Origin of the sequence: Streptomyces sp. NA02950 (assembly GCF_013364155.1) — a bacterium.
In the GTDB taxonomy this organism is placed as follows: domain Bacteria; phylum Actinomycetota; class Actinomycetes; order Streptomycetales; family Streptomycetaceae; genus Streptomyces.
Genome location: NZ_CP054916.1, coordinates 1,811,227 through 1,837,693, shown reverse-complemented (window position 1 = coordinate 1,837,693; position 26,467 = coordinate 1,811,227). Strand labels below are relative to the sequence as shown.

Below are 26,467 nucleotides of genomic sequence, written 5' to 3'. Positions count from 1 at the left end.
CAGGCGGATGTCCGGCCACTCTAAATGGGCTACGACGAAGCACAAGAAGGCCGTGATCGATGCCAAGCGCGGCAAGCTCTTCGCGAAGCTGATCAAGAACATCGAGGTCGCCGCCCGGACCGGCGGTGCCGACCCGGACGGTAACCCGACGCTCTTCGACGCCATTCAGAAGGCCAAGAAGCAGTCCGTTCCCAACAAGAACATCGACAGCGCGGTCAAGCGCGGTGCCGGTCTTGAAGCAGGCGGCGCCGAGTACGAGACGATCATGTACGAGGGCTACGGCCCCAACGGCGTTGCCGTGCTCATCGAGTGCCTCACCGACAACCGCAACCGCGCCGCCTCCGACGTACGCGTCGCCATGACCCGCAACGGCGGTTCGATGGCCGACCCGGGCTCGGTCTCCTACCTGTTCAACCGCAAGGGCGTGGTGATCGTCCCCAAGGGCGAGCTGACCGAGGACGACGTGCTCGGCGCGGTCCTGGACGCGGGCGCCGAAGAGGTCAACGACCTCGGTGAGTCCTTCGAGGTCATCAGTGAGGCCACCGACCTGGTCGCGGTCCGCAGCGCGCTCCAGGAGCAGGAGATCGACTACGACTCGGCCGAGGCCAACTTCGTGCCCACCATGCAGGTGCAGCTCGAAGAGGACGGCGCCCGCAAGATCTTCAAGCTGATCGACGCGCTCGAGGACAGCGACGACGTGCAGAACGTCTTCGCCAACTTCGATGTGTCCGACGAGGTCATGGCCAAGGTGGACGCCTGAGGGCACATCAGCGCACATGCGGCGGACGGGTCGGCGGGGACACACCCCACCGGCCCGTCGGCGTTGTCGGTGGCAGCCGCTAGCCTGCGTCAGCAGTTGATCGAAGCGGCGGTGAGGGGAGGGAGCGTCGTGCGGGTGCTGGGCGTCGACCCGGGGCTGACCCGGTGCGGTATCGGCGTGGTCGAGGGAGTCGCGGGCCGTCCCCTGCGGATGCTGGGCGTCGGCGTCGTGCGCAGCCCGGCGGACGCCGAGGTCGCCGACCGCCTCGTCCTCATCGAGCGCAGTCTCGAGGAGTGGCTCGACGCCCACCGGCCCGAATGCGTCGCCGTGGAGCGGGTGTTCAGCCAGCACAACGTGCGCACCGTCATGGGCACCGCCCAGGCCAGCGCCGTCGCGATGCTCTGCGCCGCCCGCCGTGGACTGCCGGTCGCGCTGCACACCCCCAGTGAGGTCAAGGCGGCCGTCACCGGATCGGGACGGGCGGACAAGGCCCAGGTCGGCGCCATGGTCACCCGGCTGCTGCGGCTCGACGCACCGCCCAAGCCGGCCGACGCCGCCGACGCCCTGGCGCTCGCCATCTGCCACATCTGGCGGGCACCCGCGACCCACCGCCTCCAGCGGGCCGTCGCCGCCCACCGCACCACGAAAGGCCGTCTTCCATGATCGCGTTCGTCTCCGGCCCGGTCGCGGCCCTCGCCCCGGACTCCGCCGTCGTCGAGGTCGGCGGCGTCGGCCTGGCGCTCCAGTGCACCCCGGGCACCCTGTCCGGGCTGCGCCTCGGCGAGCAGACCCGGCTCGCCACCTCCTTGGTCGTCCGCGAGGACTCGCTCACCCTCTACGGTTTCGCGGACGACGACGAGCGCCAGGTCTTCGAGCTGCTCCAGACCGCCAGCGGGGTCGGCCCCCGGCTGGCCCAGGCCATGCTGGCCGTCCACACCCCGGACGCGCTGCGGATCGCCGTCTCCACCGGGGACGAGAAGGCGCTCACCGCCGTCCCCGGCATCGGCAAGAAAGGTGCGCAGAAGCTGTTGCTGGAGCTCAAGGACCGGCTCGGCGCGCCGGTCGGCTCCGCCGTGCCCGGCGCCCGCCCCGCACCCGCCGGGGGCTGGAGCGATCAGCTGCACACCGCCCTGGTCGGCCTGGGCTACCAGCCCCGGGAGGCCGACGAGGCGGTCGCCGCCGTCACCCCGCAGGCCGAGGCGGCCCTCGCCGGCGGCGGCGCTCCCCAGGTGGCCCAGCTGCTGCGGGCCGCCCTCCAGACCCTGAACCGCACACGGTGACCGGCCGTCGTCGCGCCGGGGCGCGACCCGCGGCACCGCTCGACACAACATCGCGAGGCGATACGCAGTGAACTGGGACGAAACCGCACCGGCCACCGCCGAGGACCTTTCCCCCGGCGCGGGCGGAAGGCTGGTGGGCGCCGACGCCGACGGTGAGGACCAGGCGGTGGAGGCCGCGCTGCGCCCCAAGGACCTCGGTGACTTCGTCGGCCAGGAGCGGGTGCGCGAGCAGCTGGACCTGGTGCTCAAGGCGGCCCGGCAGCGCGGCGGCACCGCCGACCACGTACTGCTCTCCGGCGCCCCCGGGCTCGGCAAGACCACCCTCTCGATGATCATCGCCGCCGAGATGGGCGCCCCGATCCGCATCACCTCCGGCCCAGCCATCCAGCACGCGGGCGATCTCGCCGCGATCCTCTCCTCCCTCACCGAGGGCGAGGTGCTCTTCCTGGACGAGATCCACCGTATGTCCCGGCCCGCCGAGGAGATGCTCTACATGGCGATGGAGGACTTCCGGGTCGACGTGATCGTCGGCAAGGGGCCGGGCGCCACCGCCATCCCGCTGGAGCTGCCGCCGTTCACCCTGGTCGGCGCCACCACCCGGGCCGGGCTGCTGCCGCCCCCGCTGCGCGACCGCTTCGGCTTCACCGGTCATATGGAGTTCTACGCCCCGGCCGAGCTGGAGCGCGTCATCCACCGCTCCGCCGGACTGCTGGAGGTCACCATCGAGCCCGTGGGCGCCACCGAGATCGCCGGGCGGTCCCGCGGCACCCCCCGGATCGCCAACCGTCTGCTGCGCCGGGTGCGCGACTACGCCCAGGTCAAGGCCGACGGGGTGATCACCCGGGAGATCGCCGCCAGCGCCCTGGCCGTCTACGACGTGGACGGACGCGGTCTGGACCGGCTGGACCGCGCGGTCCTCAGCGCCCTGCTCAAGCTGTTCGGCGGCGGCCCGGTGGGGCTGTCCACCCTGGCGGTCGCCGTGGGGGAGGAGCGCGAGACGGTCGAGGAGGTCGCCGAGCCCTTCCTGGTGCGGGAGGGGCTGCTGGCCCGTACGCCGCGGGGGCGCGTCGGCACCCCCGCGGCCTGGGCCCATCTGGGTCTCACCCCGCCCCAGCAGGCCGGCGCGGGTGGTCAGACAGGTCTGTTCGAGGCATGAGGGCGCGGTTCTTCGGCATCCTGGCGTGAAGAGCGAATAATGGCGGCGTCAGGAACCCCGACGTCATGCCGGGCGTTGTTCCATTGGCGTGGGCTCGCTTAGACTCCGCCGATGCCGTCCGTATGCCGTCCGGGAACCGTGCGGTGTATCCATCCCCGAAAACCAGGCCGCGCCCCGGCGGTCGTGTGAAGGAATTTCCGTCCCGTGAATATCGTGACTCTCCTGCCGTTCATCGTGCTCATCGGAGCCATGTTCCTGATGACCCGATCGGCCAAGAACAAGCAGCGCCAGGCGGCGCAGATGCGCGATGAGATGCACCCGGGCACCGGTGTGCGGACCATCGGTGGCATGTACGCCACGGTCAAGGAGGTCAGCGACGACACGGTCCTCCTCGAGGTGGCCCCCGGTGTGCACGCGATCTACGCGAAGAACGCCGTGGGCGCGGTCCTGCCGGACGAGGAGTACAACCGCATCGTCCACGGCATCGACCCCGAGACCGACGGCCACGGCCCCGTCGTCCCCGACGACGCCTCCTCGCTGACCGGCGCCGCGCACGCCGATGACGATGACGCCGACGACGCCGGCCCGAAGGACGCCGTGGGCGACGCCGGGAAGGACGTCGAGAAGGTCGACCTGGGCAAGGACGACGCCGACACGGCGGACGCGTCCGACGGCGGCAAGCGGGACGGCAGCACCGACGCGAAGTAGACCCATACCGGGAACCGCGGCGCCCACCGCTCGGCGTGCCGCGGTTCCCGGACGGTTAGGGCTCCGCAGGGGCCGTCCCCCACAAGACTTCGTGGCCGCCTGCCGCACCCCCGGTGCGGGGCGGTTGGACAGGGAGAAACGACAAGGTGGCAGCACCGAAGAAGGGCCGCAGGTCACCCGGGTCGCAGGGCAGGCCCGGCCGCGCCCTGGCCGTGATTCTGATCGCCATCGTGGCGCTCACCGGGGGGATGTTCCTCTCCGGTCACACCACGCCGCGGCTCGGCATCGACCTCGCGGGCGGCACCAGCTTCACGCTGGAGGCCAAGAACCAGCCGGGCAAGCCCAACGCGATCAACACGGACAACATGAACACCGCCGTCGGCATCATCGAGCGGCGTGTCAACGGTCTGGGTGTGTCCGAGGCCGAGGTCCAGACGCAGGGCGACAAGCACATCATCGTGAACATCCCCAAGGGGACGAACGCGAAGCAGGCCCGGCAGCAGGTCGGCACCACCGCCCAGCTCTACTTCCGGCCGGTGACCACCTCCACCACCTCCGGCGGGAAGAACCCCCCGCCCGCCACCCCGACCCCCACCGCCAGCGGCAAGGGCAAGAACGACCAGGGTGACAAGGGCAAGCAGGGCGACAAGGGCACCGAGAAGAGCGACCGGCCCTCGGGCACCCCGTCCGCGAGCGCCAGCACCCAGGGCCGGGCCGTCCCGGGCGCGCTGAAGGCCGACAAGACGCCGACCCCCGACCCGTCGAAGTCCCCCAAGGGCGACCAGACCAAGAAGCCTTCCGCCCCCAACGGGCAGAACGACCTGGCCAAGGACTTCGCCGCGCTGGACTGCACCACCAAGAAGGGCCGCGCCGCGGCGGCCGAGAAGGCGGCCAACGCCAAGGCGACCGACTCCATCCTGGCCTGCGGCCAGAAGGGCGACGCCAAGTACGTGCTCGGCCCCGCCCAGGTCGAGGGCACCGACGTCGACGACGCCTCGTCCGTCTTCGAGAGCCAGAACGCCTCGGGCTGGATCGTGCAGCTCGACTTCAACGGCAAGGGCGCCAAGAAGTTCGCCGATGTGACCGGCAAGCTGGCGGCCAAGCAGCCCCCGCAGAACCGCTTCGCGATCGTCCTCGACGGCGAGGTCGTCTCCGACCCCGAGGTCAACACGGCGATCACCGGCGGCCGCGCCACCATCTCCGGCGGTTTCACCCAGCAGAGCTCCGAGGACCTGGCCAACGTCCTGTCCTACGGTGCGCTCCCGCTGTCCTTCGACATCGCGGACGAGACCACCGTCTCCGCCGCCCTCGGCGGTGAGCAGCTCAAGGCGGGCCTGGTCGCCGGTGCCATCGGTATGGCCCTCGTGATGCTCTACCTGGTCGTCTACTACCGCGGTCTGGCCCTGGTGGCCATGGCCAGCCTCGGGGTCTCCGCGATCCTCACCTACACGATCATGGTGTTGCTCGGCCCCGGTATCGGCTTCGCGCTGAACCTCCCGGCGGTCTGCGGCGCGATCGTGGCCATCGGTATCACCGCCGACTCGTTCATCGTCTACTTCGAACGGATCCGCGACGAGATCCGGGAGGGCCGCTCGCTGCGCCCCGCCGTCGAGCGCGGCTGGCCGCGGGCCCGGCGCACCATCCTGGTCTCCGACTTCGTGTCGTTCCTGGCCGCCGCGGTGCTCTACATCGTCACCGTCGGCAAGGTGCAGGGCTTCGCCTTCACCCTGGGGCTGACCACGCTGCTCGACGTCGCGGTGGTGTTCCTGTTCACCAAGCCGCTGATGACGCTGCTCGCCCGCCGCCCGTTCTTCGGGAACGGCCACCGTTGGTCCGGTCTGGACCCCGAGCGCCTGGGAGCCAAGCCGCCCCTGCGCCGGCGCCGTTCCGCCGCCCCCGCCGACACGAAGGAGGCGTGAGATGTCGCGACTCGGCACTCTCGGCGCCAGGCTCTACCGAGGCGAGGTCGGCTACGACTTCGTCGGCAAGCGCAAGATCTGGTACGGCATCTCGATACTGATCACCATCACGGCCATCGTCGGCCTGGCGGTGCGTGGCCTCAACATGGGCATCGAGTTCTCCGGCGGCGCCGTCTTCACCACGCCCAACACCAGCGTCTCGACCTCCGACGTCCGTCAGACCGCCGAGAAGGCGGCCGACGACCACACCGTGGTCGTCCAGGAGCTCGGCCGCGGCGGCCTGCGGATCCAGATCAGCGAGCTGGGTACCAAGGAGGCGCTGCCGGTCCAGGAGGCGCTGGCCAAGAAGCTGGACGTCAAGGCCGACAAGATCGACACCCAGCTGGTCGGCCCGAGCTGGGGCGAGCAGATCGCCGGCAAGGCGTGGCAGGGTCTGGCGATCTTCATGGTGCTGGTGGTGATCTATCTCGCCATCGCCTTCGAATGGCGGATGGCACTGGCCGCACTGGTCGCGCTGATCCACGACATCACCATCACCGTCGGGGTCTACGCGCTGGTCGGCTTCGAAGTCACCCCCGGTACCGTGATCGGTCTGCTCACGATCCTCGGTTATTCGCTGTACGACACGGTCGTGGTCTTCGACGGTCTCAAGGAAGCGTCGAAGGACCTCACCAAACAGAACCGCTTCACCTACAGCGAGATCGCCAACCGCAGCCTCAACTCGACCCTGGTGCGGTCCATCAACACCACGGTTGTGGCGCTGCTGCCGGTCGGTGCGCTGCTGTTCATCGGTGGCGGTCTGCTCGGCGCGGGCATGCTCAACGACATCTCGCTGTCGCTGTTCGTCGGTCTCGCCGCCGGTGCCTACTCCTCGATCTTCATCGCCACTCCGCTCGTCGCCGACCTGAAGGAACGCGACCCGCGGATGAAGGCGCTGGCCAAGCGGGTGCGCGCCAAGCGCGCGGCGGCCGCCAAGGCCGAGTCCGAGGCCGGTGCCGACCGGTCGGCCGAGGAGGGCGACAGCGATCCGGATCTCCAGGACGCCGGAGCGGCCCCCGGAGGGGTCGTCGGCCAGCGCCGCCAGCCCACCTCACGCGGCCGGGGCCGCGGCCGGCCGTCGGGCAAGCGCCGATGAGTGCCGGCACGACGGGCACCGCGACCGGTGAGCCGGGCGATCCGGACGGATTCGGCGGCCTCGCCGCCGAGGAACTGCGCGCCCTGCTGCTCAGCCGGATCCAGGACGTGCCGGACCATCCGAAGCCGGGCGTGATGTTCAAGGACATCACCCCGCTGCTCGCCGACGCCGCCGCGTTCACCGCGCTGACCGACGCGCTGGCCACGCTCGCCACCCGGTACCGGGCGGACAAGGTCGTGGGCCTGGAGGCGCGGGGCTTCATCCTCGGCGCCCCGGCCGCCGTCCGCGCCGGAGTCGGCTTCGTCCCCGTCCGCAAGGCCGGGAAACTGCCCGGGGCCACCCTGGCCCAGGCGTACGAGCTGGAGTACGGCACCGCGGAGATCGAGATACACGCCGATGCCCTGGCCCCGGGCGACCGGGTCCTGGTCGTCGACGACGTCCTGGCCACCGGCGGCACCGCCGAGGCGTCCCTCCAGCTGATCCGGCGGGCCGGTGCCCAGATCGCCGGGGTCGCCGTCCTGCTGGAGCTCGGTTTTCTCCAGGGCCGCGGCCGGCTGCTGGGCTCGCTCGGCAGCGCCCCGCTGGAGGCGCTGATCACGATCTGAGCGGTATCGCGCCGATACCGCGGACGGAGGGCGGGGACCTGCGATCATGCGGGGCCCCCGCCCTCCGTCATGCCCGGCACCGCCCGGTCCGCTTGACCGACAGGCAAGCGGAGTGGCGGGATCGATACCATGGCACCCCGACCTCTTGAGGTCCGGACGCTTGAGGAGTGCACTTGCCAGACGAGGCCCAGCCGCTCTCGCCCCCCGTCCGTCCGGGAGGATCCCCCTCCGCTCACCCGGACGCGCCGACCGCCGCCGAGCCGACGGCGGCCTCCGGCACGCCCCGGACCAGCGGTGACAGCCCGGTCGGCGGCGGCGCCGAGCAGAAGAGCCCGCGGCCCGCCGCGGGCCGCGGGAACGGCCTGCCGTCCACCGCCGCCCGCCCGGCGCCCGGCCCCGCGCCCCGCTCGGGTTCGTCCAACCGCGTCCGGGCCCGGCTGGCCCGCCTCGGCGTCCAGCGCTCCAGTCCGTACAACCCGGTGCTGGAGCCCCTGCTGCGCATCGTCCGCGGCAACGACCCCAAGGCGGACGCCGGGACGCTGCGCCAGATCGAGCGCGCCTACCAGGTGGCCGAGCGCTGGCACCGCGGCCAGAAACGCAAGAGCGGCGATCCGTACATCACCCATCCACTCGCGGTGACCACGATCCTCGCCGAGCTGGGTATGGATCCGGCCACTTTGATGGCCGGGCTGCTGCACGACACCGTGGAGGACACCGAGTACGGCCTGGACACCCTGCGCCGTGACTTCGGCGACCAGGTCGCCCTGCTCGTCGACGGCGTCACCAAGCTGGACAAGGTCAAGTTCGGCGAGGCGGCCCAGGCCGAGACGGTGCGCAAGATGGTCGTCGCCATGGCCAAGGACCCCCGGGTCCTGGTCATCAAGCTCGCCGACCGGCTGCACAACATGCGCACCATGCGCTATCTCAAGCGGGAGAAGCAGGAGAAGAAGGCCCGCGAGACGCTGGAGATCTACGCCCCGCTCGCCCACCGCCTGGGCATGAACACCATCAAGTGGGAGCTGGAGGACCTCGCCTTCGCGATCCTCTACCCCAAGATGTACGACGAGATCGTGCGGCTGGTCGCCGAGCGGGCACCCAAGCGCGACGAGTACCTGGCCGTCGTCACCGACCAGGTCCAGGGCGATCTGCGGGCCGCGCGCATCAAGGCCACCGTCACCGGGCGGCCCAAGCACTACTACTCCGTCTACCAGAAGATGATCGTGCGCGGCCGCGACTTCGCCGAGATCTATGACCTGGTGGGCATTCGCGTCCTCGTCGACACGGTCCGCGACTGCTACGCGGCGCTCGGGACCATCCACGCGCGGTGGAACCCGGTGCCCGGGCGGTTCAAGGACTACATCGCGATGCCCAAGTTCAACATGTACCAGTCGTTGCACACGACGGTCATCGGGCCCAGCGGCAAGCCGGTCGAGCTCCAGATCCGCACCTTCGACATGCACCGCCGCGCCGAGTACGGCATCGCCGCGCACTGGAAGTACAAGCAGGAGGCCGTCGCGGGAGCCTCCAAGGTGCGCACCGACGTGCCCCGCAAGTCCGGCAAGGACGACGCCATCAACGACATGGCGTGGCTGCGGCAGCTCCTGGACTGGCAGAAGGAGACCGAGGACCCCGGCGAGTTCCTGGAGTCCCTGCGCTTCGACCTCTCCCGCAACGAGGTCTTCGTCTTCACGCCCAAGGGCGATGTCATAGCGCTTCCGGCCGGGGCGACCCCGGTGGACTTCGCCTACGCCGTGCACACCGAGGTCGGCCACCGCACCATCGGGGCCCGGGTCAATGGGCGGCTGGTGCCGCTGGAGTCCACCCTCGACAACGGTGACCTGGTGGAGGTCTTCACCTCCAAGGCACCGGGCGCCGGGCCCTCCCGCGACTGGCTGGGCTTCGTGAAGTCCCCGCGCGCCCGCAACAAGATCCGCGCCTGGTTCTCCAAGGAACGCCGCGACGAGGCGATCGAGCAGGGCAAGGACGCGATCGTACGGGCGATGCGCAAGCAGAACCTGCCCATCCAGCGCATCCTCACCGGTGACTCGCTGGTCACCCTGGCCCATGAGATGCGCTACCCCGACATCTCCTCGCTCTACGCGGCCATCGGCGAGAGCCATGTCTCCGCGCAGAACGTGGTCAACAAGCTGGTCCAGGCCCTCGGCGGCGAGGAGGCCGCCAACGAGGACATCGCCGAGACCGCCCCGCCCATCCGCAGCCGCTCCAAGCGCCGCTCCAGCGCCGACCCCGGTGTGGTGGTCAAGGGAGTCGAGGACGTCTGGGTCAAGCTGGCCCGCTGCTGTACGCCGGTGCCGGGCGACCCCATCATCGGCTTCGTCACCCGCGGCAGCGGCGTCTCGGTGCACCGCGCCGACTGCGTCAACGTGGACTCGCTCTCCCAGCAGCCCGAACGCATCCTCGACGTCGAATGGGCACCCACCCAGTCGTCGGTCTTCCTGGTCGCCATCCAGGTCGAGGCGCTGGACCGGTCCCGGCTGCTGTCGGACGTCACCCGCGTCCTGTCCGACCAGCACGTCAACATCCTGTCCGCGGCCGTGCAGACCTCCCGCGACCGGGTGGCCACCTCGCGCTTCACCTTCGAGATGGGCGACCCCAAGCACCTCGGGCACGTCCTGAAGGCCGTGCGCGGGGTCGAGGGCGTCTACGACGTCTACCGGGTCACCTCGGCCCGCCAGCGCTGAGCCGGCGCCCGCAGACGGCGTACAGCACCGACAACGGCGGCCCCGGATCAACCGGGGCCGCCGTTGTCGAGCGCCAGCCGTGCGTCAGGCGTGCGCGCTCAGCCGCCGAACTCCTCCAGGCCCTTGAGCGCCTGGTCCAGCAGGGCCTGCCGCCCCTCCAGCTCCTTGGCCAGCTTGTCGGCCTTGGCGTTGTTCCCCGCCGCACGGGCCGCGTCGATCTGCCGGCGCAGCTTGTCCACCGCGTCCTGGAGCTGACCGGTCAGCCCCTCGGCACGCGCCCGCGCCTCGGGGTTGGTCCGCCGCCACTCCACTTCCTCGGCGTCCTGGATGGCGCGCTCGACCGCGTGCAGCCGCCCCTCGATGCGCGCCCGGGAGTCCCTCGGCACATGGCCGATGGCCTCCCACCGCTCGTTGACCGACCGGAAGGCCGCGCGGGCCGCCTTCAGATCCGAGACCGGCAGCAGCTTCTCGGCCTCGGCGACCAGCTCCTCCTTGCGGGTCAGGTTCTCCCGCTGCTCCGCGTCGCGCTCCGCGAAGACCTCGCCACGGGCCTGGAAGAAGATGTCCTGCGCCCCGCGGAAGCGGTTCCACAGGTCGTCCTCGGCCTCGCGCTGCGCACGCCCCGCGGCCTTCCAGTCCGACATCAGCTCCCGGTACCGGGCGGCCGTGGGCCCCCAGTCGGTGGAGCCGGACAGCGCCTCGGCCTCGGCGACCAGCTTCTCCTTGGTCTGCCGGGCCTCCTCGCGCTGGGCGTCCAGCGCCGCGAAGTGCGCCTTGCGCCGCTTGGAGAACGCCGAGCGGGCGTGCGAGAAGCGGTGCCACAGCTCGTCGTCGGTCCTGCGGTCCAGCCGCGGCAGGCCCTTCCAGGTCTCGACCAGGGCGCGCAGCCGCTCCCCGGCGGCCCGCCACTGCTCGCTGGCGGCCAGCTCCTCGGCCTCGGCGACCAGCGCCTCCTTGGACTTGCGGGCCTCCTCGGTCTGGTGGGCCTTGGCCGCCTTGCGCTGCTCACGGCGCTTTTCGACGTCCTCGGCGAGCTTGTCGAGCCGCTTCCTGAGCGCGTCCAGATCACCGACCACATGGTGCTCGTCGACCTGCTGCCGGATGTGCTCGAGGGCGGCCGTCGCGTCCTTGGCGGACAGGTCGGTGGTCTTCACCCGGCGCTCGAGGAGGCCGATCTCGACGACCAGACCGTCGTACTTGCGCTCGAAGTAGGCGAGGGCCTCTTCCGGAGATCCCGCCTGCCACGACCCGACGACCTGCTCACCGTCGGCCGTACGCACGTACACGGTCCCCGCCTCGTCGACGCGGCCCCAAGGCTCGCTGCTCACAGCGCCTCCTCCACATGATGCCGGGGCGGGCGCGCGGCCCGCCGGCATCGTCCACAGTTTCTTCCGGCCGGGAAACGCCCTGACCGGTCTCTCAGCAGGGTGGCGGCCATCGGCGCAGGCACCCCGCACAACGCCAACATAGGCGAACGGTGCCCCGGCTGTCCGTATCCTGCGCGACCGAAATTTCGCAGTACGCACGTCAGGGGCGTCAGGACGCGGTGACCGCCGCCTTGTTGATCTTCACGGTGGCGTTCGGGGCGGTGCTCCCGGTCTGGTCGGGCGGGGCGGCACCCGCTTTGCCGATCTTCTTCAGGACCTTCATCCCGTCCTTGCTCACCGTGCCGAAGGGCGTGTAGTCCGGTGGCAGCTGGCTGTCCTGGTAGACGAGGAAGAACTGGCTGCCGCCGCTGTCCCGGCCCTGCTTGGTCTGGGCGTTGTACTGGTTCGCCATCGCGACCGTGCCGGCCGGGTAGACGTTCCCCTTGAGCGAGGGGTCCTTCAGGTTCTCGTCCGGGATGGTGTACCCCGGGCCGCCCCGGCCGGTGCCCTGCGGATCGCCGCACTGGAGCACAAAGATGTTCTGGTTGGTCAGCCGGTGACAGGAGGTGTGGTCGAAGTAGCCCTTCTTCGCCAGGAAGTCGAAGGAGTTGACCGTGTGCGGCGCCTTGTCCGCCTTCAGGTCGATGGAGATGTCCCCGCAGGTGGTCTCCAGCCTCATGGTGTACTTCGCCGCCTTGTCGATGGCGACCTCGGGCTCCTTCTTCCAGGTCATCTTCTTCGGCTTCTCGCCCTTGACCTTCTTCGCCCCCGCGGCACAGGGGTCCGGCGCCTTGCTGGTCGGCGGCGGAGTGGGGGGCGTGGCGGCGGAGTCGTCCTTCTTCTTGTCGTCGCCGCCGCCGGACAGCGCGCCCACGGTCGCCACGGCCCCGCCCGCCGCCAGCACCACGGCCAGCGTCGAGGCGATCACCGTGTTGCGGCGGCGCGCCTTCTCCCGGGCCTGCTGGCGCCGTGCCTGCTGCCGAAGGTACTTCTCCCGGGCGAGTTGCCGCCGCCGCTGCTCGTTACTGACCACCGGGTCGTCTCCTCATGGCGTGTGCCGTCGGTCTCGTGACTGATCGCTCGGCCGTACCGTATACGGGTTCGCTGTGCCGGGGCCGCCGCCGGTAGGCTCTGGAGCTGCCGACAATCTTCTGCCGGACGACTCTTAAGGACGATCGTGCTCATTGCCGGGTTCCCCGCCGGGGCCTGGGGGACCAACTGCTACCTGGTCGCCCCCGCCGCCGGTGAGGAGTGCGTGATCATCGACCCGGGCCATCAGGCGGCCCCAGGAGTCGAGGAGGCGATCGCCAAGCACCGGCTCAAGCCCGTCGCCGTCGTCCTCACCCACGGCCACCTCGACCACGTCGCCTCGGTGGTCCCGGTCTGCGGCGCCCATGACGTACCGGCCTGGATCCACCCGGCGGACCGCTTCATGATGAGCGACCCCGAGAAGGCCCTCGGCCGTTCCATCGGACTGCCGCTGCTGGGCGAACTGACCGTGGGCGAACCGGACGACGTCAAGGAGCTGGCCGACGGCGCCGAGCTGAAGCTGGCCGGTCTGGAGCTGACCGTCGCGCACGCACCGGGCCATACCAAGGGGTCGGTGACCTTCAGGCTGCCCGAGCAGGCGGACATCCCGTCCGTCTTCTTCTCGGGCGACCTGCTGTTCGCCGGCTCCATCGGACGCACCGATCTGCCCGGTGGCGACCACGCCGAGATCCTCGAGTCCCTGGCCCGTGTGTGCCTGCCGCTCGACGACTCGACCGTGGTGCTGTCCGGCCACGGCCCCCAGACCAGCATCGGCCGCGAGCGCGCCACCAACCCCTATCTGCGGGAGGTGGCCTCCGGCCTCGGAGGCGGCACCCAGGAGCCGGCTCCGCGACGAGGAATGTGACGAGAGAACTGTCGTGAGCACCTTCAAGGCCCCCCGGGGCACGTACGACCTGATCCCGCCGGTCTCCGCGACCTATCTCGCGGTGCGCGAGGCCATCGCGGCACCGTTGCGGCGGTCCGGCTACGGCTATGTCGAGACCCCCGGTTTCGAGAACGTGGAGCTTTTCGCGCGCGGCGTCGGCGAGTCCACCGACATCGTGACCAAGGAGATGTACACCCTCACCACCAAGGGCGGCGACCAGCTCGCGCTGCGCCCCGAGGGCACCGCCTCGGTGCTGCGCGCCGCGCTGGAGGCCAATCTGCACAAGGCCGGATCCCTGCCGGTCAAGCTCTGGTACTCCGGCTCGTACTACCGCTACGAGCGCCCGCAGAAGGGCCGTTACCGCCACTTCTCCCAGGTCGGCGCGGAGGCGATCGGCGCCGAGGACCCGGCCCTGGACGCCGAGCTGATCCTGCTGGCCCACAACGCCTACCGCTCGCTGGGCCTGCGCGACTTCCGCATCCTGCTGAACTCGCTGGGCGACGCCGAGTGCCGCCCCGTCTACCGGGCCGCCCTCCAGGAGTTCCTGCGCGGCCTGGATCTGGACGAGGACACCCGCCGCCGGATCGAGATCAACCCGCTGCGGGTGCTGGACGACAAGCGCGACGCCGTTCAGAAGCAGCTGACCGGCGCACCGCTGCTGCGCGACTACCTGTGCGACGCGTGCCGCGCCTACCACGCCGAGGTGCGCGAGCTGATCAGCGCGCAGGGCGTGCCCTTCGAGGACGACCCCAAGCTGGTCCGCGGGCTGGACTACTACACCCGCACCACCTTCGAGTTCGTCCACGACGGCCTCGGCTCGCAGTCCGCGGTCGGCGGCGGCGGCCGCTACGACGGCCTCTCCGAGATGATCGGCGGCCCCGCCCTGCCCTCGGTCGGCTGGGCGCTCGGCGTGGACCGCACGGTGCTGGCCCTGGAGGCCGAGGGCATCGTCCTGGACCTGCCCGACGTCACCAGCGTCTTCGCGGTGCCGCTCGGGGAAGAGGCCCGGAAGATCCTCTTCGGTGTGGTGGCCGAGCTCCGCGCGGCGGGCGTCGCCACGGACTTCGCCTACGGCGGCAAGGGCCTCAAGGCCGCGATGAAGGCCGCCAACCGCAGCGGCGCCCGCTATGCGATCGTCGCCGGTGAGCGCGACTTCGCCGAGGGTGTGGTCCAGCTCAAGGACATGGCGTCCGGCGAGCAGACCCCGGTCCCGCTCGACAAGGTCGTGCCCACCCTCCGCACCAAGATCAACTGACCCCTGAACGTGCCCCGTTGTACCGCCGTGGGCGGTGCGACGGGGCACGGTGGTCACAGCAGCCCCAGCCGCATCGCGCTGGTGACCGCGGCCGTACGGTCGTCCACGCCCAGCTTGGTGAAGGCCCGCAGCAGATGCGTCTTCACCGTGGACTCACCGATGTACAGCCGACGGCCGATCTCCGCGTTGGTACAGCCCTCCGCGACCAGTCGCAGCACGGCCGTCTCGCGCTCCGACAGCCGGGGCCGCTCGGGCCGGTCCCGGAGCCGGTCCACCAGCCGGGCCGCGACGGACGGAGTCAGCACCGTCTCCCCGCGGGCGGCCGACCGGACCGCCTCGGCCAGGTCGGCGCGGGCCGTGTCCTTGAGGAGATAGCCCGCCGCCCCGGCCTCCACCGCGCGCAGGATGTCGCCGTCCGTCTCGTACGTGGTCAGGACGATCACCCGGCAGGGCAGTCCGGCTGCGGTCATCCGGGCGATCGAGTCCACCCCGTCGCCGTCCGGCATCCGCAGGTCCATCAGCACCACATCGGGCAGCAGCGAGGCGCTCAGCGCCTCCGCACGCGGTCCGTTGGCCGCCTCGCCGACGACCTCAAGACCGGGCTCGGCGCCGAGCATGCCGCGCAGCCCCTCGCGCACCACCGGGTGGTCGTCCGCGATCAGTATCCGGATCACCGTGTGCTTTCCTTCCCTACCGGCGCCGGTACGGGCGCCCGCACCGGCAGTTCCACCGCCACCGTCGTGCCCTCGCCCGGCACTCCCCGCACCTCGGCCGTGCCGCCCGCCTCCCGGGCGCGGGCGCGCAGCCCGGCGAGGCCGTATCCGCCGTGCGGGACCGCCGGGTCGAAGCCGCGCCCGGTGTCCCGGATCCGCACCCGCAGCGCGTTCTCGCCGTAGTCCAGCTCCAGCGCGACCGCGGCGCGGGGACCGGCGTGCCGACGGACGTTGGCCAGCGCCTCCTGGCATGTGCGCAAGCCCACCACCTCCACCGCGGCGGGCAGTGGACGGACCGCCCCGGACACCTCGACGCGGGCCGGGGCTCCCGACTGGTCCTCATGGCGTACCGCCAGCCGCCGCACCGCGTCGGGCAGCGAACCTCCGTCCAGATCGGCCGGGCCCGCCCCGGCGACCAGGGCCCGCGCCTCGGCCAGGTTCTCACGCGCCGTACGGGCCATCAGATCCAGATGGCGGCGGGCCAGCGGCATGTCGTGCTCGACCTCCGACTCGACCGCCTGAACGAGCATCAGCAGACTGGTGAAGCCCTGGGCGAGGGTGTCATGGATCTCCCGGGACAGCCGCTCCCGTTCGGCGAGGGCGCCGTGCGCGGCGGACAGCCGTGCCACCTCCTCGCGGCTCGCCTCCAGTTCGGCGATGAGCGCCGCTCGTTCCCTGCTCTGGTCGATGACCATGATGATCCAGCTTCCGAGGACCGCCGAGAACGCCAGGGTGACCACGGCGAACAGCGAGTTGAGGAACAGATCGTGCGGATCCGGCCGCCTCACCAGCGCCCAGGCCACCACCGGCAGGAGGTTGAGGGAGGCCATGGCGGTCAGCGCCCAGCGCAGCCGCAGCAGGATGAAGCACTGCGGCGCCAGCGCGAACAGGGCGATCCGGGTCTCCCCGACGAACGCCGAGGGCAGCAGGAAGAACACGGTGAGCCCCGCGAGATAGAGCAGCCCGCGGCGCCGGTCCTCCTCCCCGGCCAGCAGGACCCGCCGGCCGACCAGCACATACCAGGGCGCGGCCGCGGCGAAGAGCGCCGCCGCGACCGCGCGGGGGCCGGGACCCGGATCGGACCCGGACACGATGAACAGCAGGGTCGCCACGAACACGATCGCGTAGTAGGCGTCCCAGCGACGGTAGACATGGAAGTACACGTCGGGGGCGAGCGGGCCGGTCAGCCGTCGCGACGGCTCTTCCAACGGAACGTCAGCAGGCACAGCACCAATCCTCCGACGCACCAGCCGCCCAGCACCAGCGCGATCCGCCCGTACTCCCAGGCGCCCGTCTGCTCCAGCACCGCCGCCGACTCGGGCAGGAAGACCCCGCGGAACCCCTGGCACATCCACTTCAGGGGGAAGAGGGCGCCCACATCGAGCATCCAGTCCGGCAGGGTGTCGATGGAGATGTAGACGCCGGAGATGAACTGGAGCACCAGGAACGGCAGGACGACCACCGAGGTGGCGCTCTTGCCCGAGCGCGGCACACTGCTGATGGCGATGCCCAGCAGCGCGCAGCCGGTGAGTCCGAGGGCGAAGACCCAGCCGAACGTCAGCCATGTGTCCGCGCCCGTGGGCAGGTCCAGGTCGAACAGGGTCGCCCCGATGAGCAGCAGCAGGACGGTCTCGACGATCCCGGTGACCAGTACCAGCCACAGTTTGCCGAGGAAGTACGCGGCCGGGGGCATCGGGGTGCCGCGCAGCCGCCGCAGCACCTTCTCGTCGCGCTCGACCGCGATGGAGACGCCCAGCGACTGGAAGCTCGTCGACATCACCCCCGCGGCGATCATGGCCGCCACATAGAGCTGTGAGGCGGTGACGCCCGCGCCCTTCACATCGTCGCTGAAGATCGAGGCGAACAGGGCCAGGAAGACGATGGGGAAGGCGAAGGTGAAGACCACCTGTTCGCGCTGGCGGAAGAACTGCCGCAGCTCGATGGCACCGCGGTGCAGTCCGACGCGCCAGGCGCCGGGCAGCGGGCGGGAGGCGGCGGTACCGCGGGCACGGGTCGTTGTCATCGCGCGCTCTCCTCGTCCGCCGCCGGGCCGCCGAACTGGCCGCTGAGCCGCAGATAGACGTCCTCCAGGGTGGGCCGGGCGATCCGCAGCCCCGGTATCTCGCCGTCGAACCGGCGCATCAGCGCCGCGACGGTACGGGTCGGGGTGGCGGTCTCCTCACTGCGTGGCCCGGTCCCGGGATCGGTCCAGTGGACCGTCGCCAAGGAGCCGTACCGATCGCGCAGTTCGGCAGGGGTGCCCTCGGCGGCGACCCGTCCGGCGGCGAACACCGCGAGCCGGTCGGCCAGTGCCTCGACCTCGTCCAGATAGTGCGTGGTGAGCACGATCGTGGTGCCCTCGCTGGCCAACCTCCGGATCAGCTCCCAGAACTGACGCCGCGCCGCCGGGTCGAAGCCGGTCGTCGGCTCGTCCAGGAGCAGCAGCTCCGGATCGCCGATCACACCGAGGGCCACATCCAGCCGCCGTCGCTGACCGCCCGACAGCGCCTTGACCCGGCTGGCCGCCCTGGCCGCCAGCCCGACCAGCCCGATGACCTCCTCGGGGTCGCGCGGCCGAGGGTAGTAGCGGGCGAAATGGCGCACGGTCTCCTTCACCGTCAACTCGGCGGGGGCCGATTCATCCTGCCAAACGATGCCGATCCGGGAACGCCAGTCCCGCCCGGCCGACGCGGGGTCCCGGCCCAGCACGGTGACCTCTCCCGCGTCGCGGCTCCGATGGCCCTGGAGGATCTCCACCGCCGTGCTCTTGCCCGCCCCGTTGGGCCCCAGGATCCCGAATACCTCGCCCTGCCGGATGCCCAGGTCAACGCCGTCCAGCGCGGTGTTCGCGCCGTATCTCTTGCGGAGTCCGCGTACCCGTACCGCTTGATGTGTCATGGTCACGAGGCTGGCGCGGTGGCCGGATTCCGGGGACCACCGGGCGGTCGGCCTTATGTCCGCCGAACGGGGGACACGGAATGATGGCCGTGCCGTGGTAACGGGGCCGTACGGCGATGCCCGGTGCGGCACAATGGCCGTGCCCGACGGGGCTGGACACGTGGGAGAGCGACGGACGGCGATATGGCGACGACAGTGGTGGACGACGTGGAGTCCGGCGAGGTGCGGGAGAGCGCGCGGGCCGGGACGGGAGGCGGTCGCGCCTTCGCCCTGCTGCTCGTGATCACCGGAGCGCTGGGGCTGCTCGCCGCCTGGGTCATCACGATCGACAAGAACAAGATCCTCGAGGCCAAGGCGGAGGGCAAGACCTTCACCCCCGGGTGCAGCCTCAATCCGATCGTCTCCTGCGGCAACATCATGGAGAGCGACCAGGCCCAGGCGTTCGGCTTCCCGAACCCGATGCTGGGGCTCGTCGCCTACGGGATCGTCATCTGCGTGGGTGTGTCCCTGCTGACCGGGGCCCGCTTCCCGCGCTGGTACTGGCTCACCTTCAACGCGGGCACGCTCTTCGGCGTCGCGTTCGTCACCTGGCTCCAGTACCAGTCGCTGTACGTCATCGGCTCGCTGTGCCTGTGGTGCTGCCTGGCCTGGGTCGCCACCATCGTGATGTTCTGCTACGTCACCGGCTACAACATCAAGCACGGCTACCTCCCGGCGCCCGACGGGCTCCGGCGCGGACTGCTGGAGTTCCACTGGGTGGTGCCGGTGCTGTGGGTCGGCATCATCGGCATGATGATCCTGACTCGCTGGTGGGACTTCTGGACCGGAGCCCAGGGCTGACGTTCCCGCCGCCGGGCGTCACCGGAAACCCTCCTGTCGGTGAGGTGTCATAGGCTTCGCGGGTGGAGCCAGACCTGTTCACCGCCGCCGCCGAGGAACGCCAGGAGAAGGACCCCGCCAGCAGTCCGCTGGCGGTGCGCATGCGCCCGCGCACGCTGGACGAGGTGGTGGGCCAGCAGCATCTGCTGCGGCCCGGATCCCCGTTGCGCCGACTGGTCGGTGAGGGCAATGGGGGACCGGCCGGGCCGTCGTCGGTGATCCTGTGGGGGCCGCCGGGGATCGGCAAGACCACCCTGGCGTATGTGGTCAGCCAGGCCACCCAGAAGCGCTTTGTGGAGCTGTCGGCGATCACCGCGGGCGTCAAGGAGGTGCGGGCCGTCATCGACGGGGCGCGCCGGTCCTCCGGGGCGTACGGCCGGGAGACGGTGCTCTTCCTCGACGAGATCCACCGCTTCAGCAAGGCCCAGCAGGACTCCCTGCTGCCCGCCGTCGAGAACCGCTGGGTGACGCTGATCGCCGCCACCACCGAGAATCCGTACTTTTCGGTGATCTCCCCGCTGCTGTCCCGTTCGCTGCTGCTCACCCTCGAGCCGCTGACCGACGAGGATCTGCGCGGGCTGCTGAGCCGGGCGCTGGCCGACGAGCGCGGGCTCGGGGGCGCGGTCGCCCTGCCCCGGGAGGCCGAGGCGCATCTGCTGCGGATCGCGGGCGGTGACGCCCGGCGCGCGCTGACCGCGCTGGAGGCGGGGGCGGGTTCGGCGATAGCCAAGGGCGAGGCCGAGATCACGCTGACCACGCTGGAGGAGGCGGTCGACCGCGCCGCGGTGAAGTACGACCGCGCGGGCGATCAGCACTACGACGTGGCGAGCGCCCTCATCAAGTCCATCCGCGGTTCGGACGTGGACGCGGCGCTGCACTACCTGGCGCGGATGATCGAGGCGGGGGAGGACCCGCGGTTCATCGCCCGGCGGCTGATGATCTCGGCGAGCGAGGACATCGGCCTTGCCGATCCCACCGCGCTGCCCACCGCCGTGGCGGCGGCGCAGGCGGTCGCGCTGATCGGCTTCCCCGAGGCCGCGCTCACCCTCAGCCACGCCACCATCGCGCTGGCCCTCGCGCCCAAGTCCAACGCCGCCACCACGGCGATCGGCGCGGCGCTGGCGGACGTACGGGCGGGGCTCGCCGGGCCGGTGCCGCCGCATCTGCGCGACGGCCACTACAAGGGCGCGGAGAAGCTGGGCCACGCCCAGGGCTATCTGTATCCGCACGACCTCCCGGGCGGGATCGCCGCGCAGCAGTACGCCCCGGACAAGATCCACGGCAAGCGCTACTACGAGCCGACGCGCTACGGGGCGGAGGCGCGTTACGCCGATGTGGTCGAGCGGGTGCGCGCCCGGCTGCGCGGCGACGCGCCCCCCGCACCGGATGCGTCGTAGCGCCCTCCCCTCATGCGGTCGGTCGGCTCATCCGGCCGCCGCGTCGAACAGCAGGTGCATCGCCCGCCGCAGTTCGGACACATTGCGCACCGGCTCGGGGAAGTCGAAGCGCGCGTCGAAGGGCCGGCCGGAGTCGTCGGTGAAGCGGACCCGCAGCCCGAAGCGGTCCAGGGCCACCGGGATCGCCTCGCCCCGGGCGCAGGCCGGCGACGAGCGCTCGCCGAGCAGCTTGCACAGGCCGCGCACCTGGTCGCTGTGGGCGGCGTGCAGATGCTGGAGCAGATCGGCCTCGTGCTGCGCCAGCGGATCGGGCGCGGCCACGGCGAGCTCCTCCGGCTCGACGTCGTCGGCGCCCCACAGGTCGTCCACACACGCCTCGGCGACCTCCAGCCGCAGCAGCGTCCACGAGGTCCGGGGAGAGGAGCCGTTGCCGGAGCCGGGCAGCAGCGCCTCCCGCAGCCCGAGCAGCTCCCCGACCGGGTGCCGCTCGGCCATCAGGGCCGCCCCGGCCGCCCGCTCGCCGTTGCGCACCGGGGTGAGCCAGCCGGAGATCCAGGCCCGGCCGCGGATCCGGTGGGGCATGGCGACGGGGGCGACGTCCGTGATCTCCATCACGCAGGCCAGGTCGTCGTGCTGGGCGTACGCGGCGGCGCGGGCCGCCGGGGAGCCGCCGGGGACCAGCAGCAGGACGTCCCCCTCGGGGGTCATGGTGCGGGCCGCCGGCTCATGGGCTCCGAGGTCGTCCGGGGCCTCGATTCCGGGAATCGTCAAAGACGCCGTAGCCTTGGCATCCACGAGAGTACGTATGCGCTCCGCCGCCGTCGGGCGCAGAGTGTCTGCCATGGGACGCGGCTGACCCTTCTCGGCGCTCTGACCAGTGCTGGGCAGGGGGATCCCAGGTCGAAACATGCGTTCTCCTCGGCTAAGGTAAGGCTAACCTAACGTACATGGAGGTTCGTTCCACGTGAACCAGTCGCGTCCCAAGGTCAAGAAGTCGCGAGCGCTCGGCATCGCGCTGACCCCGAAGGCCGTCAAGTACTTCGAAGCCCGCCCGTACCCGCCGGGTGAGCACGGCCGTGGCCGCAAGCAGACCAGTGACTACAAGGTCCGTCTGCTGGAGAAGCAGCGTCTGCGCGCTCAGTACGACATCAGTGAGCGCCAGATGGCCCGTGCCTACGACCGCGCTCGGAAGGTCGAAGGCAAGACGGGCGAAGCCCTGATCGTCGAGCTTGAGCGCCGTCTGGACGCGCTCGTCCTGCGGAGCGGTATCGCCCGCACGATCTACCAGGCCCGCCAGATGGTGGTCCACGGTCACATCGACGTCAACGGCCGCAAGGTCGACAAGCCCTCCTTCCGCGTCCGCCCGGACGACGTGGTGATGGTCCGCGAGCGCAGCCGCGACAAGCACCCCTTCCAGGTGGCCCGTGAGGGCGGCTACGCCCCCGACGGCGAGACCCCGCGCTACCTTCAGGTCAACCTGAAGGCGCTCGCCTTCCGTCTGGACCGGGACCCCAACCGCAAGGAGATCCCGGTGATCTGCGACGAGCAGCTCGTCGTCGAGTACTACGCCCGCTGATCCGGCGGACACCGCGTACTCACCCGGCCCGCGGGTTCCCTCGACACCGGTCGGCGGGGGCCCGCGGGCCGTTTCGTCCCGCCTGCCCGGTCCGGTCCCCGGCGGCCGCGAGCACGGGACACCAATGCGTTTCAGGTGGGCCCGCGCGGCGCGATAAGGTCGATACCTGCCGCCCGCGCCCGGATGACCGCCCGAGAGCGGCGGGCGACGGACGACTCATACGACAACGAGCGGCAGCAGGGGAGCGGTGCAACGTGTCCGGTGGAGAGGTGGCCGGGATCCTCGTGGCCGTCTTCTGGGCGATCCTCGTGTCCTTCCTCGCCTTCGCGCTGGTGAGGCTCGCGCAGACGCTCAAGGCGACCACCAAGCTGGTGGCCGAGGTCACCGAGCAGGCCGTGCCGCTGCTCGGTGAGGCGTCCGCGACCGTCCGCTCGGCCAACACCCAGCTCGCCCGGGTGGACTCGATCGCCGCCGACGTCCAGGAGGTCACCTCCAACGCCTCCGCGCTCTCCTCGACCGTCTCCACCGCCTTCGGCGGACCGCTGGTCAAGGTGGCCGCGTTCGGCTACGGCGTACGCCGCGCGATCGGCCGCAAGGGGCGCCCGGACGAGCGGCCCGCGCGCACCGTCGTCGTCGGCAAGACCCTGCCGTCCGCCCGCTGGGGCGGCCGCCGCAACCGTGGATCGAAGGGCTGACAGACCGGATGTTCCGCCGCACGTTCTGGTTCACCACCGGCGTCGCCGCCGGCGTGTGGGCCACCACCAAGGTCAACCGCAAGCTCAACCAGCTCACCCCGGAGAGCCTGGCGGCGCAGGCCGCCGACCGGGCGGTGCTCGCGGGCCGGCGGATCAAGGTCTTCGCACTCGATGTGCGGGACGGCATGGCCGACCGCGAGGCGGCGCTCAAGGACGCCCTGGGGCTCACCGCGGCGCCCGCCAACGACGTCCGGCAGCTGCCCGCCCAGCGCGGCCGCGCCCAGCTCATCCACCCCCACCACACCGCCGGAAATGAGGACCACTGATGGAGTCGGCTGAAATCCGCCGCCGCTGGCTGCGCTTCTTCGAAGAGCGCGGGCACACCGTCGTGCCGTCGGCGTCGCTCATCGCGGACGACCCGACGCTGCTCCTGGTCCCCGCGGGCATGGTGCCCTTCAAGCCGTACTTCCTCGGCGAGGTCAAGCCGCCCTACGACCGGGCCGTCAGCGTGCAGAAGTGCGTCCGCACCCCGGACATCGAAGAGGTCGGCAAGACCACCCGGCACGGCACCTTCTTCCAGATGTGCGGCAACTTCTCCTTCGGCGACTACTTCAAAGAAGGCGCCATCCGCTACGCCTGGGAGCTGCTGACCGGCTCCGTCGAGGACGGCGGCTACGGTCTGGACCCCGAGCGGCTGTGGATCACCGTCTACGAGCAGGACGACGAGGCCGAGCGCATCTGGCGCGATGTCATCGGCGTCCCCGCGACACGCATCCAGCGCCTGGGCATGGGCCCCAACTACTGGTCCATGGGCGTCCCCGGCCCCTGCGGCCCCTGCTCCGAGATCAACTACGACCGGGGTCCGGAGTTCGGCGAGGAGGGCGGCCCGGCCGTCAACGACGAGCGCTACGTGGAGATCTGGAACCTGGTCTTCATGCAGTACGAGCGCGGTCCGGGCGAGGGCAAGGAAAACTTCCCGATCCTCGGCGAGCTCCCCTCCAAGAACATCGACACCGGTCTCGGCCTCGAGCGCCTCGCCATGATCCTCCAGGGCGTGCGCAACATGTACGAGACCGACACCCTGCGCGTGGTCATGGACAAGGCCACCGAGCTGACCGGGGTCGCCTACGGCGCCGCCCATGACAGCGACGTCTCGCTGCGCGTGGTCGCCGACCACATGCGCACCTCCGTCATGCTCATCGGCGACGGCGTCACCCCCGGCAACGAGGGCCGCGGCTATGTGCTGCGCCGCATCATGCGCCGCGCCATCCGCAACATGCGCATCCTCGGCGCCACCGGCCCGGTCGTCGGCGAACTGGTCGACGTCGTCCTGAAGACGATGGGCCAGCAGTACCCGGAGCTGCTCACCGACCGCAAGCGCATCGAGACCGTCGCCCTCGCCGAGGAGTCGGCCTTCCTCAAGACGCTGAAGGCCGGTACCAACATCCTCGACACCGCCGTCACCGACACCAAGGCCTCCGGTGGCAGCGTCCTCCCCGGCGACAAGGCGTTCCTGCTCCACGACACCTGGGGCTTCCCGATCGACCTCACCCTCGAGATGGCCGCCGAACAGGGCCTGAGCGTGGACGAGGAGGGCTTCCGCCGCCTGATGAAGGAGCAGCGGGAGCGCGCCAAGGCCGACGCCAAAGCCAAGAAGACCGGCCACGCCGACCTGTCCGCCTACCGTGAGGTGGCCGACAGCTCCGGCGCCACCGTCTTCACCGGCTACACCGACACCCAGGGCGAGTCCACCGTCGTCGGGCTGCTGGTCGACGGGGTGTCCTCACCCGCCGCTGTCGAGGGCGACGATGTCGAGGTCGTCCTGGACCGCACCCCCTTCTACGCCGAGGGCGGCGGGCAGCTCGCCGACACCGGCAAGATCAAGCTGGACTCCGGCGCCGTTGTCGAGGTGCGGGACGTCCAGCAGCCGGTGCCCGGCGTCAGCGTGCACAAGGGCGTCGTCCAGGTCGGCGAGGTGACGGTCGGCTCCGGCGCCCACGCCCAGATCGACGTCACGCGCCGCCGTGCCATCGCCCGCGCCCACAGCGCCACCCACCTCACCCACCAGGCGCTGCGCGACGCCCTCGGTCCGACCGCCGCCCAGGCCGGTTCGGAGAACTCGCCGGGCCGCTTCCGCTTCGACTTCGGCTCGCCGACCGCCGTGCCCGGCGCGGTGCTCACCGACGTCGAGCAGAAGATCAACGAGGTCCTCTCCCGTGAACTCGACGTCACCGCCGAGGTGATGAGCATGGACGAGGCCAAGAAGCAGGGGGCCATCGCCGAGTTCGGCGAGAAGTACGGCGACCGGGTGCGCGTGGTGACCATCGGCGACTTCTCCAAGGAGCTGTGCGGTGGTACGCATGTGCACAACACCGCCCAGCTGGGTCTGGTGAAGCTGCTCGGCGAGTCCTCCATCGGCTCCGGCGTACGCCGGGTCGAGGCCCTGGTGGGCGTGGACGCCTACAACTTCCTCGCCCGTGAGCACACCGTCGTCTCCCGGCTGACCGAGCTGGTCAAGGGGCGTCCGGAGGAGCTTCCGGAGAAGATCTCCGGCATGCTCACCAAGCTCAAGGAGGCCGAGAAGGAGATCGAGCGGTTCCGCGCCGAGAAGGTGCTCCAGGCCGCCGCCGGTCTCGCCGCGGGCGCCACGGACGTCCGGGGCGTGGCCCTGGTCGCCGCCCGGGTGCCGGACGGCACCTCCGCCGACGATCTCCGCAAGCTGGTGCTGGACGTGCGCGGGCGCGTCCCGGGCGACCGCCCCACCGTCACCGCCCTGTTCACGGTCGCCAACGGCCGTCCGCTGACCGTCATCGCCACCAATGAGGCCGCCCGTGAGCGCGGTCTGAAGGCCGGTGACCTGGTCCGCACCGCCGCCAAGACGCTCGGCGGCGGAGGCGGCGGCAAGCCGGACGTCGCCCAGGGCGGCGGCCAGAACCCGGACGCCGTCGCCGAGGCCATCGAGGCCGTCGAGCGGCTCGTCGCGGAATCGGCCTGACCGTCGTGCGGCGCGGCAGAAGGATCGCCATCGACGTCGGGGACGCCCGGATCGGGGTCGCCTCGTGCGACCCCGACGGGATCCTCGCCACCCCCGTGGAGACCGTGCCCGGGCGTGACGTCCCGGCGGCACACAAGCGGCTGGCGGCGATCGTCGAGGAGTACGAACCCATCGAGGTGGTGGTCGGCCTGCCGCGTTCGCTCAGCGGACGTGAGGGGCCGGCCGCGGCCAAGGTCCGTACCTTCGCGCGGGAGTTGGCGCGGCGGGTGCAGCCGGTGCCGGTGCGGCTGGTCGACGAGCGTATGACCACCGTCACAGCGTCCCAGGGGCTGCGCGCTTCCGGCGTGACGTCCAAGAAGGGCCGTTCGGTGGTTGACCAGGCAGCCGCCGTGGTCATCCTGCAGAGCTCGCTGGAGGCGGAGCGTACCTCGGGACGGCCACCGGGAGAGGCCGTCGAAGTGGTCATCTGATCGCGATACGGTAACGTTCCGCGCGACATGGCAGCCGCAACC

At 71.1% G+C, this 26,467-nt stretch carries 25 protein-coding genes; 18 read left to right on the top strand and 7 right to left on the bottom strand.

The window, feature by feature from the left end; genetic code table 11:
* Window positions 1-7: 7 nt before the first annotated feature.
* The 9 genes from HUT19_RS07510 (at window position 8) to HUT19_RS07470 (ending at window position 10,265) form a co-directional block, all read left to right on the top strand.
* Complete coding sequence (locus HUT19_RS07510) at window positions 8-760, top strand: YebC/PmpR family DNA-binding transcriptional regulator (protein ID WP_176179709.1); 753 nt, start codon at window positions 8-10, stop codon at window positions 758-760.
* A gap of 129 nt (window positions 761-889) precedes the next feature.
* Complete coding sequence (gene ruvC, locus HUT19_RS07505; RefSeq protein ID WP_176186589.1) at window positions 890-1,423, top strand: crossover junction endodeoxyribonuclease RuvC; 534 nt, start codon at window positions 890-892, stop codon at window positions 1,421-1,423.
* Entirely contained in the window at window positions 1,420-2,040 is a 621-nt protein-coding gene (ruvA, locus tag HUT19_RS07500; RefSeq protein WP_176179708.1) for a Holliday junction branch migration protein RuvA, read from the top strand. The genes ruvC and ruvA overlap by 4 nt, the downstream gene beginning before the upstream one ends.
* 67 nt (window positions 2,041-2,107) lie before the next feature.
* A complete protein-coding gene (ruvB, locus tag HUT19_RS07495; RefSeq protein ID WP_176179707.1) occupies window positions 2,108-3,196 on the top strand; it encodes a Holliday junction branch migration DNA helicase RuvB in 1,089 nt (362 codons plus the stop codon).
* 204 nt (window positions 3,197-3,400) lie between these two features.
* Window positions 3,401-3,904, top strand: a complete 504-nt coding sequence (gene yajC, locus HUT19_RS07490) for a preprotein translocase subunit YajC (RefSeq protein WP_176179706.1) — start codon at window positions 3,401-3,403, stop codon at window positions 3,902-3,904.
* A 146-nt stretch (window positions 3,905-4,050) separates the two neighbouring features.
* Complete coding sequence (gene secD, locus HUT19_RS07485; protein ID WP_176179705.1) at window positions 4,051-5,823, top strand: protein translocase subunit SecD; 1,773 nt, start codon at window positions 4,051-4,053, stop codon at window positions 5,821-5,823.
* Between the two features lies 1 nt (window position 5,824).
* On the top strand, window positions 5,825-6,958 hold the full coding sequence (gene secF / locus HUT19_RS07480) for a protein translocase subunit SecF (RefSeq protein ID WP_176179704.1): 1,134 nt from the start codon (window positions 5,825-5,827) through the stop codon (window positions 6,956-6,958).
* Window positions 6,955-7,563 carry an adenine phosphoribosyltransferase gene (locus HUT19_RS07475; protein WP_176179703.1) on the top strand — a complete coding sequence of 203 codons (609 nt, stop codon included), beginning with the start codon at window positions 6,955-6,957 and terminating at the stop codon, window positions 7,561-7,563. The genes secF and HUT19_RS07475 overlap by 4 nt, the downstream gene beginning before the upstream one ends.
* A gap of 173 nt (window positions 7,564-7,736) precedes the next feature.
* Window positions 7,737-10,265, top strand: a complete 2,529-nt coding sequence (locus HUT19_RS07470; RefSeq protein ID WP_176179702.1) for a bifunctional (p)ppGpp synthetase/guanosine-3',5'-bis(diphosphate) 3'-pyrophosphohydrolase — start codon at window positions 7,737-7,739, stop codon at window positions 10,263-10,265.
* Window positions 10,266-10,363: 98 nt separating this feature from the next.
* On the opposite strand, the gene HUT19_RS07465 is transcribed toward HUT19_RS07470, so the two are convergent.
* Both HUT19_RS07465 and HUT19_RS07460 read right to left on the bottom strand, forming a co-directional pair.
* Window positions 10,364-11,593: a DUF349 domain-containing protein gene (locus tag HUT19_RS07465; protein ID WP_176179701.1), complete on the bottom strand. Its 1,230-nt coding sequence runs from the start codon at window positions 11,591-11,593 to the stop codon at window positions 10,364-10,366.
* Between the two features lie 208 nt (window positions 11,594-11,801).
* Window positions 11,802-12,665, bottom strand: a complete 864-nt coding sequence (locus HUT19_RS07460) for a peptidylprolyl isomerase (protein WP_176179700.1) — start codon at window positions 12,663-12,665, stop codon at window positions 11,802-11,804.
* A gap of 144 nt (window positions 12,666-12,809) precedes the next feature.
* Between HUT19_RS07460 and HUT19_RS07455 the strand changes: the two genes are divergently transcribed.
* Entirely contained in the window at window positions 12,810-13,526 is a 717-nt protein-coding gene (locus HUT19_RS07455) for an MBL fold metallo-hydrolase (protein ID WP_176179699.1), read from the top strand.
* Window positions 13,527-13,539: 13 nt separating this feature from the next.
* Window positions 13,540-14,802, top strand: a complete 1,263-nt coding sequence (gene hisS / locus HUT19_RS07450; protein WP_176179698.1) for a histidine--tRNA ligase — start codon at window positions 13,540-13,542, stop codon at window positions 14,800-14,802.
* Window positions 14,803-14,855: 53 nt separating this feature from the next.
* Here the strand turns inward: hisS and HUT19_RS07445 are convergent, their stop codons facing one another.
* From HUT19_RS07445 to HUT19_RS07430, 4 genes are read right to left on the bottom strand one after another with little or no spacing between them, the layout of a single operon-like run.
* Window positions 14,856-15,476: a response regulator transcription factor gene (locus tag HUT19_RS07445; protein ID WP_176179697.1), complete on the bottom strand. Its 621-nt coding sequence runs from the start codon at window positions 15,474-15,476 to the stop codon at window positions 14,856-14,858.
* Entirely contained in the window at window positions 15,473-16,741 is a 1,269-nt protein-coding gene (locus HUT19_RS07440) for a sensor histidine kinase (protein ID WP_176179696.1), read from the bottom strand. Before HUT19_RS07440 ends, HUT19_RS07445 begins: the two co-directional genes overlap by 4 nt.
* Window positions 16,699-17,538 (bottom strand): ABC transporter permease, encoded by an 840-nt coding sequence (locus HUT19_RS07435; protein ID WP_176179695.1) that lies wholly within the window; start codon window positions 17,536-17,538, stop codon window positions 16,699-16,701. The genes HUT19_RS07440 and HUT19_RS07435 overlap by 43 nt, the downstream gene beginning before the upstream one ends.
* A complete protein-coding gene (locus HUT19_RS07430) occupies window positions 17,535-18,413 on the bottom strand; it encodes an ABC transporter ATP-binding protein (RefSeq protein WP_176179694.1) in 879 nt (292 codons plus the stop codon). Before HUT19_RS07430 ends, HUT19_RS07435 begins: the two co-directional genes overlap by 4 nt.
* A gap of 183 nt (window positions 18,414-18,596) precedes the next feature.
* Between HUT19_RS07430 and HUT19_RS07425 the strand changes: the two genes are divergently transcribed.
* Window positions 18,597-19,253 (top strand): vitamin K epoxide reductase family protein, encoded by a 657-nt coding sequence (locus tag HUT19_RS07425; protein WP_176179693.1) that lies wholly within the window; start codon window positions 18,597-18,599, stop codon window positions 19,251-19,253.
* A gap of 62 nt (window positions 19,254-19,315) precedes the next feature.
* The gene (locus HUT19_RS07420) at window positions 19,316-20,689 is read left to right on the top strand and encodes a replication-associated recombination protein A (protein ID WP_176179692.1); all 1,374 of its coding nucleotides are present in this window, start codon (window positions 19,316-19,318) and stop codon (window positions 20,687-20,689) included.
* Window positions 20,690-20,716: 27 nt separating this feature from the next.
* On the opposite strand, the gene HUT19_RS07415 is transcribed toward HUT19_RS07420, so the two are convergent.
* Entirely contained in the window at window positions 20,717-21,460 is a 744-nt protein-coding gene (locus tag HUT19_RS07415) for a DUF2470 domain-containing protein (RefSeq protein ID WP_254885474.1), read from the bottom strand.
* Between the two features lie 193 nt (window positions 21,461-21,653).
* Between HUT19_RS07415 and rpsD the strand changes: the two genes are divergently transcribed.
* The 5 genes from rpsD (at window position 21,654) to ruvX (ending at window position 26,425) form a co-directional block, all read left to right on the top strand.
* Window positions 21,654-22,265, top strand: coding sequence for a 30S ribosomal protein S4 (gene rpsD / locus HUT19_RS07410; protein WP_176179690.1), 612 nt, complete (start codon window positions 21,654-21,656; stop codon window positions 22,263-22,265).
* Between the two features lie 254 nt (window positions 22,266-22,519).
* On the top strand, window positions 22,520-22,960 hold the full coding sequence (locus HUT19_RS07405; RefSeq protein ID WP_176179689.1) for a DUF948 domain-containing protein: 441 nt from the start codon (window positions 22,520-22,522) through the stop codon (window positions 22,958-22,960).
* 8 nt (window positions 22,961-22,968) lie between these two features.
* Window positions 22,969-23,286, top strand: coding sequence for a DUF6167 family protein (locus tag HUT19_RS07400; protein WP_176179688.1), 318 nt, complete (start codon window positions 22,969-22,971; stop codon window positions 23,284-23,286).
* Complete coding sequence (gene alaS / locus HUT19_RS07395; RefSeq protein ID WP_176179687.1) at window positions 23,286-25,955, top strand: alanine--tRNA ligase; 2,670 nt, start codon at window positions 23,286-23,288, stop codon at window positions 25,953-25,955. The genes HUT19_RS07400 and alaS overlap by 1 nt, the downstream gene beginning before the upstream one ends.
* Window positions 25,952-26,425, top strand: a complete 474-nt coding sequence (gene ruvX, locus HUT19_RS07390) for a Holliday junction resolvase RuvX (RefSeq protein WP_176186586.1) — start codon at window positions 25,952-25,954, stop codon at window positions 26,423-26,425. The genes alaS and ruvX overlap by 4 nt, the downstream gene beginning before the upstream one ends.
* The last annotated feature ends 42 nt before the right edge of the window (window positions 26,426-26,467 follow it).